Source organism: Phytobacter sp. RSE-02, assembly GCF_040578655.1.
GTDB lineage: Bacteria > Pseudomonadota > Gammaproteobacteria > Enterobacterales > Enterobacteriaceae > Phytobacter > Phytobacter diazotrophicus.
Genome location: NZ_JBEULY010000001.1, coordinates 54197 through 71393, shown reverse-complemented (window position 1 = coordinate 71393; position 17197 = coordinate 54197). Strand labels below are relative to the sequence as shown.

Sequence of the window (17197 nt, the reverse complement as noted above, 5' to 3'; positions counted from 1 at the left end):
GGTGACGGATCACCCCGGCCTGATTCTGAATTCTTATAGTGTTTTAACCTAACTGTTTTGCGGTGCAGCAAGGCGGCAAGCTTGTGAATGCCCAGGAGCTTACATAAGTAAGCGCCTGGGTTAAACAAGTGCGGCCAACGCAGCAGCGCCCCGAAACAGGACGGGTAAATTATGCGCGCAGCTTAACGTCGATGGCATCCTGACCGCGGGTCGTGCGATGGGATTCGTGCGTATGCTGACGATCGGACACATCGAGGATTTCCTGGTTATTGACCAACTCACCCAGGGTGATGTTGTTCAGGAATCCGGTCAGACGATCGCTCAGGTCACGCCACAGCGCATGGGTCAGGCATTTGTCGCCGCCCTGGCAGCCGCTTTTACCCTGGCAACGGGTTGCATCAACAGATTCGTCAACGGCGCTGATCACTTCACCAACAGCGATACTGCCTGCATCTTTACCCAGCAGATAACCGCCGCCCGGGCCACGCACGCTGGCCACGAGGCCATTTTTGCGCAAGCGAGAGAACAGTTGTTCCAGATAAGAGAGGGAGATTCCCTGACGTTCGGAAATATCAGCCAACGGTACCGGGCCCGTTTCGGAGTTGAGCGCAACGTCCAGCATTGCGGTCACGGCATAACGCCCTTTAGATGTCAGTCTCATGTCTTAACTTAGCCTCAGACTCGCCCCTGCCCGGGGTTTTTATTAAAATTTAAAATAATGTCGCATAGCAGGGGCAAGTCTGACATTCCTGACTAAATTGGTCAACTATTTACTTGACTGTTTTAGTCAGGTATTTGGCTTTACGTGCCGTTTTGCTTAGGGGCATTTTTCGCCCGCTAAAGCAGTCGGGACACACGCATGAAAAAATACAGTAACCCTACTGTTTTTCCTGCGTTTTCTGCTCAATTGACGCCAGAATTCCGCGCAGGATATTTAGCTCCTGGCTTTCCGGACGCGCACGGGTAAAGAGGCGGCGCAACTTGTTCATGACCTGTCCCGGATGGCTTTCACGGATAAACCCGGTGGAGAGCAGCGTCTTTTCCAGGTGACCATAGAAACGCTCCAGATCATCCACAAGCGGATACGGCGTCTCTTCATGTTCTTCCGTGCTGTCGTTTTCCTGCGTCGCCAGCCACGCCATACGGACTTCATAAGCAATCACCTGAACCGCCATCGCCAGGTTCAGCGAGCTGTATTCCGGGTTGGCCGCAATGGCGACGTGATAATGGCATTTCTGGAGTTCGTCATTGGTCAGGCCAACGCGTTCGCGACCAAATACCAGCGCCACTGGCGCATGCTGTGCCTCGGAAACACTTTTTAAGCCACACTCACGCGGGTCGAGCATCGGCCACGGCAGCGTACGCGAGCGGGCGCTGGTGCCGACAACGAGGCTACAGCCAGCCAGCGCCTCATCGAGGGTATCGACGATTTGCGCATTGCCAATCACATCGCTGGCACCTGCGGCCAGCGCGATTGCCTGGGAGTCCGGTTTAACCAGCGGGTTCACCAGCCAGAGGTTGGTTAAGCCCATCGTTTTCATTGCGCGGGCGACGGAGCCCATGTTGCCAGTGTGAGAGGTTTCAACCAGCACAATTCGAATATTTTGCAGCATATTTTTTCAACGGCTAAAGAATATTCGCGCATATTATCATAAAGCGAAGACATAATCCGAATTCGCTGCTATCATACGCGCCGTTTTCCGTTCTTTAACATCCAGTGAGAGAAACCGATGCATCCGATGCTGACCATCGCCGTGCGTGCTGCGCGCAAGGCGGGTAATGTAATTGCCAAACACTATGAAACCCCGGACGCTGTAGAAGCGAGCCAGAAAGGCAGTAACGATTTCGTGACTAACGTAGATAAAGCTGCAGAAGCAGTGATTATCGACACTATCCGTAAATCTTACCCGCAACACACCATTATCACCGAAGAAAGCGGTGAGCATGAAGGCACAGATCAGGATGTTCAATGGGTTATCGATCCACTGGATGGCACCACCAACTTCATCAAACGTCTGCCACACTTCTCCGTTTCTATCGCTGTGCGCATTAAAGGCCGCACCGAAGTCGCGGTCGTTTACGATCCAATGCGTAATGAACTCTTCACGGCGACCCGTGGTCAGGGCGCGCAATTGAACGGCTATCGTCTGCGTGGCAGCACTGCGCGCGACCTGGACGGCACCATTCTGGCGACCGGCTTCCCGTTCAAAGCCAAGCAACACGCGGCGACCTACATCAACATCGTTGGCAAACTGTTTACTGAGTGCGCGGATTTCCGTCGTACCGGTTCTGCTGCGCTGGACCTGGCCTATGTGGCTGCGGGCCGCGTCGACGGTTTCTTCGAAATCGCCCTCAAACCGTGGGATTTTGCGGCAGGCGAACTGCTGGTTCGTGAAGCAGGTGGTCTGGTGTGCGATTTCACCGGTGGTCATAACTATATGACAACCGGCAACATCGTTGCAGGTAACCCACGCGTCGTGAAAGCGATGCTGGCAAACATGCGCGAAGAGCTGAGCGACGCGCTCAAGCGTTAATGTCTGATAACCGCTTGCGGCCTGGCTGCAAGCGGTACTCTCTTTCGGCGAATCAAAAAGGCCGAAGCCCTCTTCCCATTATTTCCGCACTGAGCCACATCACAACCGATGCGGTGACAAGAATCGCCCCACCCGCCAGCGCGAGCGTCGTCCAGCCAACCTGCTTCCATAAGGCGGGGGCTTTATTCGCACTCAATTTCACCGCCAGTTGACGAAAACTGTGCACCAGTAGCGCCAGCGTCGAGATAGTCAATGATGTCCCGGCCGCCATCGCCATCGCCGAGGCAACCCCCCAGCCGAAAACGCCAATCACCTTACTGAACAGCAGTACCATAATGGCCCCGGAACAGGGTCGCATCCCCATCGAGAGAATGATCATCAAACGCGCGCGCCAGTCGTCGCCCTGCTGTAGCTGCTCCGCCGTGGGCAGATGCTGATGTCCACACCCGCAGTGTTCATGATGCTCATGATGTGGCGTGAATGCGGTAAACGTAGGTTTGCGTAGCAGGCTGCGGAGTTTATTGACAGCACGCCAGCAGAGCAACAGGCCCAGTACCCCCACCAGCGCGTAGCTACATTTCTCCAGCCAGAAGCTGCTTAAATGAAGCTGACGGGCCGGTAGCGCCAGTACGCTCAATACGACAAACACCAGCGTCACCGCCACCAGCCCTTGCAGTAGGGAAGAAGCCAGCGTCAGCCCAATACTGGATTTCAGGCGTGAAGGATGCGTTGCAAGCCAGGTGGTGATCACCACTTTGCCATGCCCCGGCCCAAGCGCATGCAGTACGCCATACATAAAGCTCACCATCAGCAGAGAGCCACCCGCAGTGGTCGGGTTTTCTGCCACGGCCTGAATCAGGGCGCTCATTTGCCGATTAAACGCACGCTGCCAGCCGACACTTTCACGCAGTACCTGAGGCCAGACGTGCCAGAGCCAGAAGACACTCGCCAGCGCGAGCACGATAAAGAGGGCCAGAGGCCACCACTGCCGCCAGCGCCGCAGCGGTCGGCGTGTTGTGTTAATTACGGACATTGTACCGTCACCGTCTGCGCGAACTGTTTACCCAACTGCATGTCTTCCTCCGGCGCATCCGCTTTATCCAGCGATTGTGCATAGTTCAGCACATCTTCCCCCGGCTTCGGTGTTTTAACTGTAAGTTTGCATGTCTTCTGTACGACATCCGGCAGCGTAGCATCGCTCTCACTGGCGTAACTCATGTCGACAAAATAGGTCGGATCATAGGTGGAAAAAGTATACGTCTGCCCGCTCAGCGGCTGTGGTTCTGCCAGCGGCAACACAAAGGTTAACACTGCCTTATGCCCTTCTCTCGCAAGGCCATAGCTTAAGGGTCGATTTTGAAATTTCACTTTTTGCCCGTTATGCCAGACTTCGGTGAAGTAATGCTGCCCCAGTACATTGGCCATCACTTCCGCCGCCAGCTTTTTCCAGATCTCGTCACCCGGTTTGGCATCACCCGCATCATAGAGGAGATCTGCGGAGGTAATTTCATCCATCGTCCAGCGCATATTCAGCCCGGTCCATTGCCCGCTATCCACCACAAGCTGCATTTTTATGCGGATGAAACTGTGCGGATGCGCCAGCGCACTGAATGATAAAAATGCGAGAAAGAGCCCAAAAGCGCATTGTTTAACTGCTTGCATGTGTTCCTCACGAGAAAAATTCTGTGATGCTCTCCGGCAATCCTGAAGGAAAGGGCTGCGGCTGCGCTTTCACCAGACATACCTTTAGCTATTCTTATCAAACAACCTTACTGGAGCCTGACAGATGACTATAGAAATGACACCGCCATCTGTGCTCTCCAGTCCGCAGCGCCGCTGCCAGGTGCTTTTGATGCTCGCACTCCCAGGGCACACTGTCACCACGGAAATCATACGTGCCATGAATGGCGTGGATGAAGAGGTCACCCGGCAGGATATTGCCGAGACCGACCATGAGATCCAGCGTTTTCATCGGCTGACTATTACGTCCCGACAGGACGGCAGCTACCGGATTGAAGGCACAGCACTCGACCAACGTTTATGCCTGTTGCAATGGCTCCGGCGTGGGCTGCGCTTATGTCCCCATTTTATCACTCAGCAGTATGCGCCAGCGCTCAAAGCCGCCCTTAAACAACAGGGGGTTGCCCGCACGCTGTATGACGACACAAATTTGCGCGCGTTGATTAACCTCTGCGCCCGGCGCTTAGAACGGTCATTTGAATGCCGCGACATTCAGTTTCTGCGTCTCTATCTCCAGTACTGCCTGTTGCAAAGCCACTACGGTTTTACGCCGGAGTTTAACCCGGTTCAGCAGGCATGGACACAGATGCGCGCAGAATACGCAGCGGCGCATGAAATCGTGCGTCACTGGCGCCGTCGTGTTACCGCGTTACCTCCCGGTAACGAACATGCCTTTCTCTCACTGCTGTTTATGATGTTGCGTACCCCGGACCCACTGAACGACAGTCAGCAACAGGATAAACGCCTGCAACAAGCCATTGCGCATATGATTGGCCGTTTTCGCGCGCTTGCCGGGCTGCGTTTCAGCGATGAGCAAGGGCTGGCGGCACAGCTCTATGTTCACCTGGCCCAGGCGCTGGATCGTAATCTCTTTGGAATTGGTATTGATGACAGCCTGCAGGAGGAGATTTTCCGTCTTTATCCACGGCTGGTGCGCACCGCCCGCGAGGCGTTATTGGTGGTGGAAAAAGAATATGGCCTGCGTTTTAGCGATGAGGAAGCGGGACTGGTGGCGGTCATCTTCGGGGCATGGCTGATGCAGGAAAGCGACCTGCATGAAAAACAGGTCGTACTGCTTACCGGCCACGAGCCAGAGCGCGAACAGGAAATTGAATTGCAACTGCGCGAACTCACGCTGCTGCCGCTCAATATTAAATATCTTCCGCTACAGGACTTTCAGAAACAGGGGGCTCCGCGCAATGTCACGCTGATCGTGACCCCGTACACGACCCCACTCCCCCTCTTTTCACCGCCGCTGATCCATGCGGATCGCCCGCTGACCGGTCATCAGCAGGCGCATATCCGCGAAATGCTTGAAGCTTAAGGCTGAGCAGCAATCTTCGGGCGCAAAAACAGTGCAGGCACTGCCAGTAGCGCCATCACCCAGAACAGCCCCTGATGCAGATGCTGGAATAAGAATCCGGAGAACATGGTCATCACCGCAATACTTCCGCCCATCGCGACGGCCGAATAGACGGCCTGCAAGCGGATTATCTCGTTGTCTTTGCGGGCAGCGATGTAGCGCATACCGGCCAGATGGCAGACGGTAAAAGTTCCGCAGTGCAGAATTTGTACGACGATAAGCCACGACAGGTCGGTCGTCCACCCCATCAGTCCCCAACGCACCAGCCCACAGACAGCAGACAGTAAAAGCAAATCGCGGGCGCTAAAGCGACGGAACAACCGGTTACTGAGCGTAAAGACAACGACTTCTGCGACCACCCCAAGAGACCAGAGATAGCCCACCGTTGAAGCGGAATACCCCGCTTCCTGCCAATAGATGGCGCTGAAACCATAGTAGGCAGCGTGCGCCCCCTGCAGTAGCGAAACGCAAACCAGGAAACGCCAGCTTTTTACGACCAGATCGCGCCATGCCTTCCAGCCGGTGGCATCCTGATGGCGGGCATCTCCCTGCGGTAAAATCGACGGGCGTAGCAGCATTCCCAGTAGCATAGAAGCAACCCCCAGCGTCAGCATCGCCAGCACCGCACGATAATCAAACTCGCTAACCAGTTTTCCGGTTGCCGCCGAGCCAATCACAAAGGCGATAGAGCCCCAAACGCGAACCCGACCATAGTCCATGGGAAACTGTTTCTGCCAGGTGTTGGCAAGCGCATCCGTCAGGGGAACCAGCGGTGAGAAAAAGAGGTTAAAACCGATAATCACCACCATGAGCCAGGCCACATGAGTCCCGGCCCAAAAAGCGAGCGCGAATACCAGCGTAACCAACGCAAGGAGACGTAAGGCGTTAATGAGAAGCGAGGGGTTACTGACGCGTGGTGCAATAAGCAAGCTGCCGAGGAAACGGGCTACCAGGCCTGCACCGAGCAAGATCCCGATGGTTTCCGGCGTGAGTCCTGTGCCTTTGAGCCAGACGCTCCAGAAGGGCAAAAAGATGCCGTAACTAAAAAAGTAGGTGAAATAAGCGAGCGCCAGCCAGCGCGTGGACTGCAAAACCATGATTCCCTCCTGAATGAGGCGATAGTCTGGAGGTAAATCAATAAACTGGCAAGTAACAGTTATATAACAGGTTGGAGAGGCGTGTTATTCCCTTACCGTTAGCGGATATAGGAATCCAGCACACTCAGCACCACATCAAGGTCGGCTTCACGTTTGACTTCGTCATTTTCATGAACGATATGATCGGTCAAATGCCCTTTAATAACCTCACGCATCAAACCGTTAACCGCCCCGCGAATAGCCGCGATTTGCTGCAAAACCTGTGCGCATTCATGCGGTTCATCAAGCATCTTTTTCAGCGCCGCAACTTGCCCTTCAATCTTACTCGCCCGTGCTTTGAGCTTTCTTTTATCCCGAATGGTATGCGACATACTGGCCTCACTTTCGCGTCTGCTGAGTGGAAAAATCATATCACAGAACAACTGGGGGGGAGTTTCTTTCTACTGGGGGATAGTATTTTTTACTGGGGGGGAGTAGATTTAAAAGAGATAACAATTAGCGAGAATTATTCTCATGACCGATTTTGCGACCCTCTTTCAGCAGGGAAATGGCTGGTTTTTCATTCCGAGCGCCATTCTGCTCGGCGCGCTGCACGGCCTTGAACCGGGGCATTCAAAAACGATGATGGCAGCCTTTATCGTGGCGATCAAAGGCACCGTAAAACAGGCCGTTATGCTCGGTCTTGCGGCCACGCTGTCTCATACGGCGGTGGTCTGGCTTATCGCGATGGGCGGGATGTTTATCAGCCGTCGGTTCACTGCCGAAGCCGTTGAGCCGTGGATGCAGATGATCTCAGCGGTAATTATTCTGGGGACAGCCGCATGGATGTTCTGGCGTACCTGGCAAGGTGAGCGCCAGTGGCATGCGGGTCACCACCATGATCATCACCACGAACATGACCACCATCACGATCATCCGCATCCCCACCCTCATGCTCATGTTCAAGGTTTGATTTTCCAGCCTGCACAAGCCGCCAGCCTGAGCCAGCCGGTGATCCTCTCTGCGCGGAAAGTGGTGAAACAAGAAGAGTATCGTGACGCGCACGAACTGGCCCATGCCCGGGATATCGAGCGCCGCTTTAACGGCACAAAGGTAACCAACGGGCAAATTCTGCTGTTTGGCCTGACAGGTGGACTCATCCCCTGCCCGGCAGCGATTACCGTGCTGCTGATCTGTATTCAGCTTAAGGCGTTAACGCTGGGCGCTACGATGGTGGTGTGTTTTAGCATCGGTCTGGCATTAACCCTGGTTGCGGTAGGCGTGGGAGCGGCAGTGAGTGTGCAGCATGCGGCGAAACGCTGGTCAGGATTCAATACTCTTGCGCGGCGCGCGCCCTATTTCTCAAGCGTATTGATTGCACTGGTAGGGATTTATATGGGCGTTCACGGCTATTTCACCCTGCGATAAGGTAAAAAAATGCCCGCAAGATGCGGGCATTTTTGTATGCTTTCAGGGCTTATGCATAAACCGGGAAGCGTGCGCAGATATCCAGAACTTTACCTTTGACGCGCTCGATAACCGCTTCATCATTGATGTTGTCCAGCACGTCACACATCCAGCCAGCCAGCTCTTTCACTTCCGCTTCTTTAAAGCCGCGGCGCGTTACGGCCGGGGAGCCGATACGGATACCGGAGGTGACGAACGGGCTCTTCGGATCGTTCGGCACGCTGTTTTTGTTAACGGTGATGTTGGCGCGGCCCAGCGCGGCGTCAGCTTCTTTACCGGTGAGGTTTTTGTCCACCAGATCCAGCAGGAACAGGTGGTTTTCCGTACCACCGGAGACCACTTTGTAGCCACGGTTCAGGAACACTTCCACCATTGCTTTCGCGTTCTTAGCAACCTGCTGCTGGTAGACTTTGAACTCTGGCTCCATCGCTTCTTTCAGCGCGACGGCTTTCGCGGCGATGACGTGCATCAGCGGGCCGCCCTGTGCGCTTGGGAACACAGCGGAGTTCAGTTTTTTGTACAGCTCTTCGTTACCGCCTTTCGCCAGGATCAGGCCACCGCGCGGACCCGCCAGGGTTTTGTGCGTGGTCGTCGTGACGACGTGAGCGTGTGGAACCGGGTTCGGGTAAACGCCTGCCGCAATCAGACCGGCAACGTGCGCCATATCAACGAACAGGTATGCGCCGATGCTGTCTGCGATTTCACGCATTTTTGCCCAGTCAACGATACCGGAGTAAGCAGAGAAACCACCGATGATCATCTTCGGTTTGTGTTCCTGAGCCTGCTTCGCCATGTCTTCATAGTCAATTTTACCGGACTCATCGATACCGTAAGGGATGATGTTGTACAGTTTACCGGAGAAGTTAACCGGGGAGCCGTGAGTCAGGTGGCCACCTTGCGCCAGGTTCATACCCAGCACGGTATCGCCCGGCTGCAGCAGCGCGGTGTAGACCGCAAAGTTAGCCTGAGAACCGGAGTGCGGCTGTACGTTTGCATAGTCAGCGCCGAACAGCTCTTTTGCACGGTCGATAGCCAGTTGTTCAACGATATCGACATACTCGCAACCGCCGTAGTAGCGTTTGCCCGGATAACCTTCGGCATATTTGTTGGTCAGCTGAGAGCCCTGCGCCTGCATTACACGCGGGCTGGTGTAGTTCTCGGAGGCGATCAGTTCAATGTGTTCTTCCTGACGTACTTTTTCCTGCTCCATAGCCTGCCACAGTTCGGCATCATAATCGGCAATGTTCATTTCACGTTTTAACATCCGCATCTCCTGCTCAGCTAACAATAAAGCAACTCAAATTTGAGGGCCCGTTTTGGGGAACGGCTCACAGTATAACTGATTCATATCGCGATAACAGGTCTTGACAAAGGTTTTTACGCAAACGATTGGCTGCGCGCCAGACAAGGGTTTGAGAGATAATGCACTTTGCCTTTGCAACGGAATTCTTTTCACGTTTGTGATGCAACTTTTTCACGTTGAAATTCATCGCCACAGCCGCTTTCCTCTTTACAACCCCGCAGCCTCGCCTATAAGATGCATTTTAAATACATCTTATAAATCACCTGACAGGAAGCGACTATGCTTGACGTTCAAACCATCGCGACAGTGAAAGCCACCATTCCTCTGCTGCTGGAAACCGGTCCAAAACTGACCGCCCATTTTTATGACCGGATGTTTACGCACAATCCCGAGCTCAAAGACATTTTCAACATGAGCAATCAGCGTAACGGCGATCAGCGCGAAGCGTTGTTCAACGCTATTGCGGCCTATGCCAGCAACCTTGATAACCTCGCCGCGTTACTCCCTGCGGTGGAAAAGATTGCCCAAAAACACACCAGTTTTCAGATCCAGCCTGCGCAATACGATATTGTCGGCCATCATCTGCTGGCGACCCTTGATGAGATGTTCAACCCAGGCCAGGAAGTCCTCGACGCATGGGGTAAAGCTTACGGGGTATTGGCTGGCGTCTTTATTCAGCGAGAAGCGCAACTGTATGATGAAAATGCGAGCAAAACCGGCGGCTGGGAAGGAACGCGCCCATTTCGTCTGGTGGAAAAAACCGGGCAAAGCACGTTAATCACCAGTTTTGAATTCGCCCCTGTTGATGGGCAACCCGTTGCTGATTTCCGTCCGGGACAATACATCGGCATCTGGCTCAAACCGGAAGAATTTGCTTATCAGGAAATCCGCCAGTACTCCCTGACACGCGCCCCTGACGGTAAACATTACCGTATTGCGGTTAAACGTGAAGAAGGTGGGCAGGTCTCAACCTGGCTGCATCAGCGCGCGCAGGTCGGCGACGTGGTACATCTGGCGGCCCCGGCAGGCGACTTCTTTATGAATGTCGAGGGCAACACCCCGGTTACGTTCATCTCCGCAGGCGTCGGCCAGACACCCATGCTGGCAATGCTCGATACACTCGCCCGGGCTGGACATAAAGCCCAGGTAAACTGGTTCCATGCAGCAGAAAATGGCGATGTTCACGCCTTTGCCGATGAGGTGAAAACACTGAGCAGCAAACTGCCTCGCGTGACGTCTCATGTCTGGTACCGCGCGCCTACCCATTTTGATAAGCAGGCGCAGGCCTTTGATAGCGAAGGGTTGATGGATCTGAGTAAGCACGAGTCAGCATTCAGCGATCCGGCCATGCAGTTTTATCTTTGTGGCCCGGTGGCGTTTATGCAGTTTGCCGCGAAGCAACTGGTCGGGCTGGGGATAAAGGCAGAGAACATTCATTACGAATGTTTTGGCCCCCACAAGGTGCTGTAAGAGCAGGAGGAATAGCCCTCACCCGACAGGGTGAGGGAGAGGATCAGATAGCCGCGTCGTCTTCTTCGCCGGTACGGATACGTACCACGCGGGCAACATCAAAGACAAAAATCTTACCGTCGCCGATTTTACCGGTCTGGGCCGTGCGGATAATGGTATCTACGCAGGTCTCAACGATATCATCGGTGACAACGATTTCGATTTTTACTTTCGGCAGAAAGTCCACCATGTACTCTGCACCACGGTACAGTTCGGTATGGCCTTTCTGGCGACCAAACCCTTTCACTTCGGTCACCGTCATCCCGGTAATGCCGACTTCGGCCAGCGCTTCACGCACGTCATCCAGTTTGAAAGGTTTAATAATTGCATCAATCTTTTTCATGGTTGGTCCTTAAAAACGCTTGCCAGTAAGCTACTTCGTAATCGGTTGCTCACACTACCATATTCACTACGCCATTACTCTTTAAAGTCGTTGGCATCCAGCTCATGGCGCGAGAGCAATTTGTAAAATTCAGTACGGTTGCGCCCGGCCATCCTCGCCGCGTGGGTGACGTTACCTTTGGTGATTTGCAGCAGCTTGCGCAGGTAATTGAGCTCAAACTGATTCCGCGCCTCCACAAACGTGGGCAGGGCCGTGTTCTCACCTTCCAGCGCCTGCTCAACCAGCGCGTCGCTGATGACCGGCGATGAGGTCAGCGCGACACATTGCTCAATGACGTTGACCAGTTGGCGCACGTTACCCGGCCAGCCTGCGGTCATCAGCCGTTTCATCGCATCGGTGGAAAAAGCGCGCACAAAGGGTTTATGTCTGTCAGCCGCCTGACGCAACAGATGGTTGGCCAGCAGCGGGATATCCTCCGCACGTTCCGCCAGCGCCGGGATTTTGAGGTTAACCACATTCAGGCGATAAAACAGGTCTTCACGAAATTCGCCGCGCGCCATCGCTTTAGGTAAGTCGCGGTGGGTCGCGGAGATAATCCGCACATTGATGTCGATATCACGGTTGCTGCCGAGCGGCCGGACTTTGCGTTCCTGCAACACACGCAGCAGTTTAACCTGTAGCGGAATGGGCATATCGCCGATTTCATCAAGAAACAGCGTACCGCCTTCTGCCGCCTGGAAGAGCCCCTCACGGCTGCTGACCGCGCCGGTAAAGGCACCGCGCGCGTGACCAAAGAGTTCAGATTCCAGCAACTGCTCCGGTAACGCACCACAGTTGATGGCGATAAAGGCATTTTTGCTGCGCGGACTGGCATTGTGGATCGCCTGCGCCAGGATCTCTTTCCCGGTGCCGCTCTGGCCGTTAATCAGCACGCTGACATCAGACTGCGCCACCATTCTCGCCTGCTCAAGCAGGCGCAGCATGACCGGGCTGCGGGTAATGATCGTATCGCGCCACTGATCGTCTGAGGCGGGTGCAGAATGCTCCAGCGCATCATCAATCGCCTTGTACAATGCGTCTTTATCGACCGGCTTGGTCAGGAAGCTGAATACCCCCTGCTGCGTTGCGGCGACCGCATCCGGAATGGAACCATGCGCGGTGAGAATAATGACGGGCATACCCGGCTGCACCTTCTGGATCTCCGTGAACAGTTGCATACCGTCCATCTCATCCATACGCAGGTCGCTGATGACCAGGTCAACTTTCTCGCGAGCCAGCACGCGAAGCCCCTCCTGCCCGCTCTCGGCAGTGACAATGCTGTAGCCTTCACTGGTCAGACGCAAACCGAGCAGTTTTAGCAGGCCCGGATCGTCATCCACCAGCAGCAGATGGGCAGGTTTTCGGCTGGTCATGGTTTCGCGTCCTCTTGTTTCGTTTCGGTCCTTGCGGGGCGCGCGCTATCCGGTAGATCATTGCCCGCCGGTTTGCGACTGGAGAGTCGACGTTCTATATCGGTCAGGTTTTCCAGTTTGCGCGTGGTCGTGTCCAGTTGCTCACGCAGAAATTGTTGCTGCTGGCGTAAGGTATCCAGCTCGGCATCCGTCGACTGCTGGAGCTTGCCATAACGACCACGCTCTTCTGCAAGCTGGAGCTGTGATGTCTGACCATCGCGCCAGAGCTGATAAAGCGGACGCACAGGTGCGGGAATTTGCGGGCTTAACACATCAAGACGCGTGATATTCTCACGCCGTTCCAGTGGGGTAATTTTCGCACTCGACAGTAAAATGCCGCGCTTAAAGGCGTCCTGCCACGTATCGTCGGGCCAGACGCGCGCCTCAGCACGCGCTTCTGCTGGCGCCAGGCGCCCGGCGCAATCCATACTGCGCAGCCAGAATAACGGGTTGGTATCGAAAGCCTGGCCGGTTAATGACCAGATATTACCGCAGTCCGTCAGCAGGAAATCGGCCAGTTGATGTTCCGGAAGCTGCTCTTCGAATTGTTCATGTACAGCATGCTCAGGCGTCTGGGATACACAACCTGCCAGCAGCAGGCAGGGTAATGCACGAAGCATTTTCTTAGGCAACAACACCGCGCCAGCCACGCGGGAAAAAACGTGCAACATACTCACCTGATTTCGCTTCATTTGTTGGATTTTTCCGACGCATTAAGCGGTAGCTCAATGCGAAAACAGACATCTGCATGATCAACGTCCACCAGATGCAACTCGCCGTGCATACGGCGAACACAGTCTCTGGCGATGCTTAACCCCAGGCCACTCCCCTTCACCGCGCCTTTTCGCTGATGGCTCCCCTGGAAAAAGGGTTCAAAAATCATACTGCGTTCCGCCTCAGGAATCGGCGTACCGGTATTGGATACCTCAATACGCAGCCGCGAGCCTGCAAGATAGCTGTGAATATAAATGTTACCGGATTCAGCCCCATAGTGCACCGCGTTCGAATAAAGATTATCCAGCACGCTCATCAGCAACATCGGCTCAGACCAGCATGAAGCCGCATCCAGCACAACCTCGGTATGCATCATTTTAGCTCGCGCGGGCAAACTATGAGCCGTAAGAACCATATCCACCAGCGGCTCGATCTCAACGTCTTCCAGCTCAACCGCACCATCCGCCAGTTTCCGGTTGTAGTCGAGTAATTGTTCAATCAGTTTTTGCAGATTACGGCTGCTGTCATCGAGGATAGCCACCACCTCTTCCTGCTCCACTGTTAACGGCCCGACGACCTGATCGGCAAGCAGTTCGGTCCCTTCACGCATGCTGGCAAGCGGGGTTTTCAGTTCATGAGAGATATGACGTAAAAATTGATGACGCTGTGATTCAAGCCAGGAAAGGCGTTCACTTAGCCAGATGATGCGTTCCCCCACGTAGCGCAACTCACGCGGGCCTTTAAAGACTACCGTATGCCCAAGGGAGCGCCCTTCCCCCAACCGGTTGATCATCCGTTCAATGCCCTTCACCGGGCCAATAATCATCCGTGTAAACAGCAGCACCATCGCGAGGCTAACCAGAAACAGCACCAGTGCCTGCCAGCCGAAGAACTGACCGCGCTCGGCAATTTCCTGCTGCAACTGCTGTCCACGGGAGAACACCACCTGCCGCGTTGACTGCACCATCTCGGTATTCGCCGCCGCAAAGGCTTCGAGTCTTGCGGACGCCTCTGCGGTTGGGCCACTGCTTTTGCACTGTAACTGAGCGAGATCGTTCAAATCCTGACGCAGCGCCTGGTAGAGTTTTTCGTCCGGTAACACGCCTGCATGGGCATCCAGCATCTCGCTGTAGCGTTTACGTTGGCTCTGATACACCTTTGACAGGGTTGCGTCGTCCAGCACACAGTACTGACGGTAACTGCGTTCCATTTCCAGCGCGGCATTGGTCATCGCCTCGCTGCGTCGGGCATCGATAAGCGTGGTGCGATTCGTTTGTGCCGCCTGGGCGCTCAGGGCATTCAGGCTTTGCCATGCCTGCCAGGCAAGCACCAACAAAGGCAATAAGATCAGTAAGAACGCCATCATAACGACCTGGCGTAGGGAGCGGGGAAAAATGGGCCAGCGTTTCAACGCAATACTCTCGCAAATCAGGTTTAACAGGATGCTAGCTGAGTAATGTGCTACGGGGAAGCCAGAAAAAGCAAAGCCGGGTATAAACCCGGCTTTGCTTAGAAATTAGGCGGTGCCTAACTCGACGTTTCGCCCGATATCTGAAAAAGCGAACTTTTATCAGCAGTTGGACGGCAGGCACCTTTAAGTGCGTCATTCGAAGTTTATGTAGCACGTCCCGAAGGGGCTGACATAAGGAGGTGAATGAGCCACTGGTTATTATTATGCAACACTTATGCCAAAACGCAAAACAAAATATTAACCAACTGAAATATAAGAAGTTAACAACATTCTGGCGTTAAATAGCGGTTGAATGATTTTCACGCTAACTGTCTCCGATCAGCAACACCCTTGCACCTCAAACTCATCAACCATATAAATCAAACACTTAAATGTCTCCTTTTGGAGACATCAGAACAATGGCTTTGTCGCGGTTTCCCGACACTGCAACATGACACAGATAACATTTAAAACATCCGCGCCAGAATCATAATCAGCAGCACAATGATAAGCACCCAGAAAAAGCGTAATGGGGAACGAGAATTATCAGGCACCTGACCGACATGAACATCAGGCTGCGCGTCGAAATGCAGCTCCTCTGTCGCTGATGATGTCGCCTTTTGCGTTGCCTGCTGCTGCGCGGTTTGTTCCAGAACGGGTGGCGGGGCTTCTTGTGCCTGCCACCAGTTTTCACGTGGCGATTCCCCACGGGCGGCTTTTGCCCGGAATAACCTCTTGTTCAGCGCTGTAATTCGCCCCGGCTGGGTTGTGTATCCATATTGTCTTTTCAGGTCGGTGACCTGCTTTTGCAAAACAATGCCCTTCTCAGGGGTAACCATTGCCACGAAATTAGCATAGCCTTCAAGGGTCGCCATCAGCTCGCCCGATCCCCAGCGCTTTCCTTCCAGTCCATCTTTTGCAATCTGAAACAGCAATGCGCGAAAGCGTTTTAGTGTTTTGCGATCCACGGAGGGTTTTTCATTCACCACAATACCGGTGACTTCCTGCTTTTGCGGCTTGCGCATTACCCGGGTTTTCTCAGGGTGGATCTTAAAACCTTCATCCTTAACAATCTGCTTGCAGCGCCATAATAGCTGTTGCACGTTGGCGGACGGCTGCGCACTGGAAAAGGTCATATCGTCAGCATAACGGGTGTAAACAAAGCCAAGCTTCTGTGCCATTGCCTGCAAACGGCTGTCGAGACGACGGCAGATGATGTTGGAAATCGCCGGACTGGTTGGCGCGCCCTGCGGCAGGAAACGGGCGTCTTCCTGCACAAACCAGGTCTCGCCATCCAGTGCCACCTGCGTAACCTCAGGTTCCGTAGTTAACAAAGCCAGTTCAGTGGCCAGTTGCTCGGCATAACCTAACTGGCGAAATAAACCTTTTACCCGGCGGTAACTCACCGTCGGGAAGAAGTTTTCCATATCCAGATTGACCACTATTGCCTGATTCACATGCGGCAGCGCATTACTCAAAATGCTGCGCCCGGTAACAAAACCGTGGGCTGCTTCGTGTAACTTCACACGATTCAGAATGTTTTCCAGAATCCAGTACTGCGCGCGCTTCATGCGTGGCATAGGCGCCGAAATCAGTCGCTCACCGCCATTTTTTTTGGCGAGGGAAAAACGCCGGTAATGGTTTACTCGGGAGACATTTTTCTGGAAGCAAAGAAAACGCAGCTCATTGATCGTGATGCCCATTGCAGATGCCAGTGCCTGGCTGTCCGCAAGTTCGGGCAGCTTCTGCGCTTGTAATCGGGCTTCGTTGTGCGCGGTGTCGGCGAGGCCAAATGAAAACCCCTCCCCCAGCCAGGTTATCTCTGCTTGCTGCTTTTGATGCCATTGCAATGCTCGCGCATAGCGCGCTTCGTTACGGGCAATGCGGGTTTGCTCGCGTTTCTCCAGGGCCGCTTTTTTGCGCGTCTTGTGCAATTCCCGCAATGCTTTTTGCGGGTCATCATAAAGCCGTTGTTTCTGCCCCAGCTCCGCAAGCTGTTTCTGTAACGCCGCACGTTGAGCGATAAATTCTGCGGTGAGAGCGGGTTTATCCTGCGTTTCATCCCAGAAACCCAGACGGATCATTTCAGCGAGGATGTACTCCTCTTTACTGGTTTCGCGGATGCGCTCGTAAATTTGCTGGCGGGTCAGCTTTGCAGATTCAGACATAACGAACGCTCCCTGGCCGTGTTAGACAAGAGAATACGGGGATGACCGGGAGGGATAGCGGCGTGGCGAATAAGGCCTT

Annotated in this window: 16 protein-coding genes; 4 read left to right on the top strand and 12 right to left on the bottom strand. The window is 54.1% G+C overall.

Annotated features, from left to right (window positions below):
- Positions 1-169 precede the first annotated feature (169 nt).
- Together iscR and trmJ are read right to left on the bottom strand one after the other, a co-directional pair.
- A complete protein-coding gene (gene iscR, locus ABU190_RS00325) occupies positions 170-661 on the bottom strand; it encodes a Fe-S cluster assembly transcriptional regulator IscR (RefSeq protein WP_039079652.1) in 492 nt (163 codons plus the stop codon).
- A 217-nt stretch (positions 662-878) separates the two neighbouring features.
- Positions 879-1613, bottom strand: a complete 735-nt coding sequence (gene trmJ, locus ABU190_RS00320) for a tRNA (cytosine(32)/uridine(32)-2'-O)-methyltransferase TrmJ (RefSeq protein WP_108700834.1) — start codon at positions 1611-1613, stop codon at positions 879-881.
- 117 nt (positions 1614-1730) lie between these two features.
- Between trmJ and suhB the strand changes: the two genes are divergently transcribed.
- Positions 1731-2534, top strand: coding sequence for an inositol-1-monophosphatase (suhB, locus tag ABU190_RS00315; RefSeq protein WP_039079650.1), 804 nt, complete (start codon positions 1731-1733; stop codon positions 2532-2534).
- A 52-nt stretch (positions 2535-2586) separates the two neighbouring features.
- Here the strand turns inward: suhB and ABU190_RS00310 are convergent, their stop codons facing one another.
- Both ABU190_RS00310 and ABU190_RS00305 read right to left on the bottom strand, forming a co-directional pair.
- On the bottom strand, positions 2587-3567 hold the full coding sequence (locus ABU190_RS00310; RefSeq protein ID WP_354690074.1) for a nickel/cobalt transporter: 981 nt from the start codon (positions 3565-3567) through the stop codon (positions 2587-2589).
- On the bottom strand, positions 3558-4196 hold the full coding sequence (locus tag ABU190_RS00305) for a DUF1007 family protein (RefSeq protein ID WP_354690073.1): 639 nt from the start codon (positions 4194-4196) through the stop codon (positions 3558-3560). The genes ABU190_RS00310 and ABU190_RS00305 overlap by 10 nt, the downstream gene beginning before the upstream one ends.
- Before the next feature lie 124 nt (positions 4197-4320).
- On the opposite strand from ABU190_RS00305, the gene csiE reads away from it, so the two are divergent.
- Entirely contained in the window at positions 4321-5598 is a 1278-nt protein-coding gene (gene csiE, locus ABU190_RS00300) for a stationary phase inducible protein CsiE (protein WP_354690072.1), read from the top strand.
- Here csiE and ABU190_RS00295 read toward each other — a convergent pair.
- Together ABU190_RS00295 and rcnR are read right to left on the bottom strand one after the other, a co-directional pair.
- Entirely contained in the window at positions 5595-6734 is a 1140-nt protein-coding gene (locus ABU190_RS00295; RefSeq protein ID WP_354690071.1) for a 3-phenylpropionate MFS transporter, read from the bottom strand. The two genes, csiE and ABU190_RS00295, sit on opposite strands and share 4 nt — an antisense overlap.
- Before the next feature lie 98 nt (positions 6735-6832).
- The gene (rcnR, locus tag ABU190_RS00290) at positions 6833-7105 is read right to left on the bottom strand and encodes a Ni(II)/Co(II)-binding transcriptional repressor RcnR (RefSeq protein WP_039079645.1); all 273 of its coding nucleotides are present in this window, start codon (positions 7103-7105) and stop codon (positions 6833-6835) included.
- A 142-nt stretch (positions 7106-7247) separates the two neighbouring features.
- Here rcnR and ABU190_RS00285 point away from each other — a divergent pair, with 142 nt between their 5' ends.
- The gene (locus ABU190_RS00285; protein ID WP_354690070.1) at positions 7248-8141 is read left to right on the top strand and encodes a nickel/cobalt efflux protein RcnA; all 894 of its coding nucleotides are present in this window, start codon (positions 7248-7250) and stop codon (positions 8139-8141) included.
- A 49-nt stretch (positions 8142-8190) separates the two neighbouring features.
- Here ABU190_RS00285 and glyA read toward each other — a convergent pair whose 3' ends face one another.
- Complete coding sequence (glyA, locus tag ABU190_RS00280; protein WP_039079643.1) at positions 8191-9444, bottom strand: serine hydroxymethyltransferase; 1254 nt, start codon at positions 9442-9444, stop codon at positions 8191-8193.
- Positions 9445-9762: 318 nt separating this feature from the next.
- Between glyA and hmpA the strand changes: the two genes are divergently transcribed.
- Entirely contained in the window at positions 9763-10953 is a 1191-nt protein-coding gene (gene hmpA, locus ABU190_RS00275; protein WP_354690069.1) for an NO-inducible flavohemoprotein, read from the top strand.
- Between the two features lie 43 nt (positions 10954-10996).
- On the opposite strand, the gene glnB is transcribed toward hmpA, so the two are convergent.
- From glnB to ABU190_RS00250, 5 genes are all read right to left on the bottom strand, one after another.
- On the bottom strand, positions 10997-11335 hold the full coding sequence (glnB, locus tag ABU190_RS00270) for a nitrogen regulatory protein P-II (protein WP_024549981.1): 339 nt from the start codon (positions 11333-11335) through the stop codon (positions 10997-10999).
- 74 nt (positions 11336-11409) lie between these two features.
- A complete protein-coding gene (gene glrR / locus ABU190_RS00265; protein ID WP_039079641.1) occupies positions 11410-12747 on the bottom strand; it encodes a two-component system response regulator GlrR in 1338 nt (445 codons plus the stop codon).
- Positions 12744-13478 (bottom strand): two-component system QseEF-associated lipoprotein QseG, encoded by a 735-nt coding sequence (qseG, locus tag ABU190_RS00260; RefSeq protein ID WP_354690068.1) that lies wholly within the window; start codon positions 13476-13478, stop codon positions 12744-12746. Before qseG ends, glrR begins: the two co-directional genes overlap by 4 nt.
- Positions 13475-14911: a two component system sensor histidine kinase QseE/GlrK gene (gene qseE / locus ABU190_RS00255; RefSeq protein ID WP_193794108.1), complete on the bottom strand. Its 1437-nt coding sequence runs from the start codon at positions 14909-14911 to the stop codon at positions 13475-13477. The genes qseG and qseE overlap by 4 nt, the downstream gene beginning before the upstream one ends.
- Positions 14912-15417: 506 nt before the next feature.
- Positions 15418-17118, bottom strand: a complete 1701-nt coding sequence (locus ABU190_RS00250) for a reverse transcriptase family protein (RefSeq protein WP_354690067.1) — start codon at positions 17116-17118, stop codon at positions 15418-15420.
- Positions 17119-17197 lie beyond the last annotated feature (79 nt).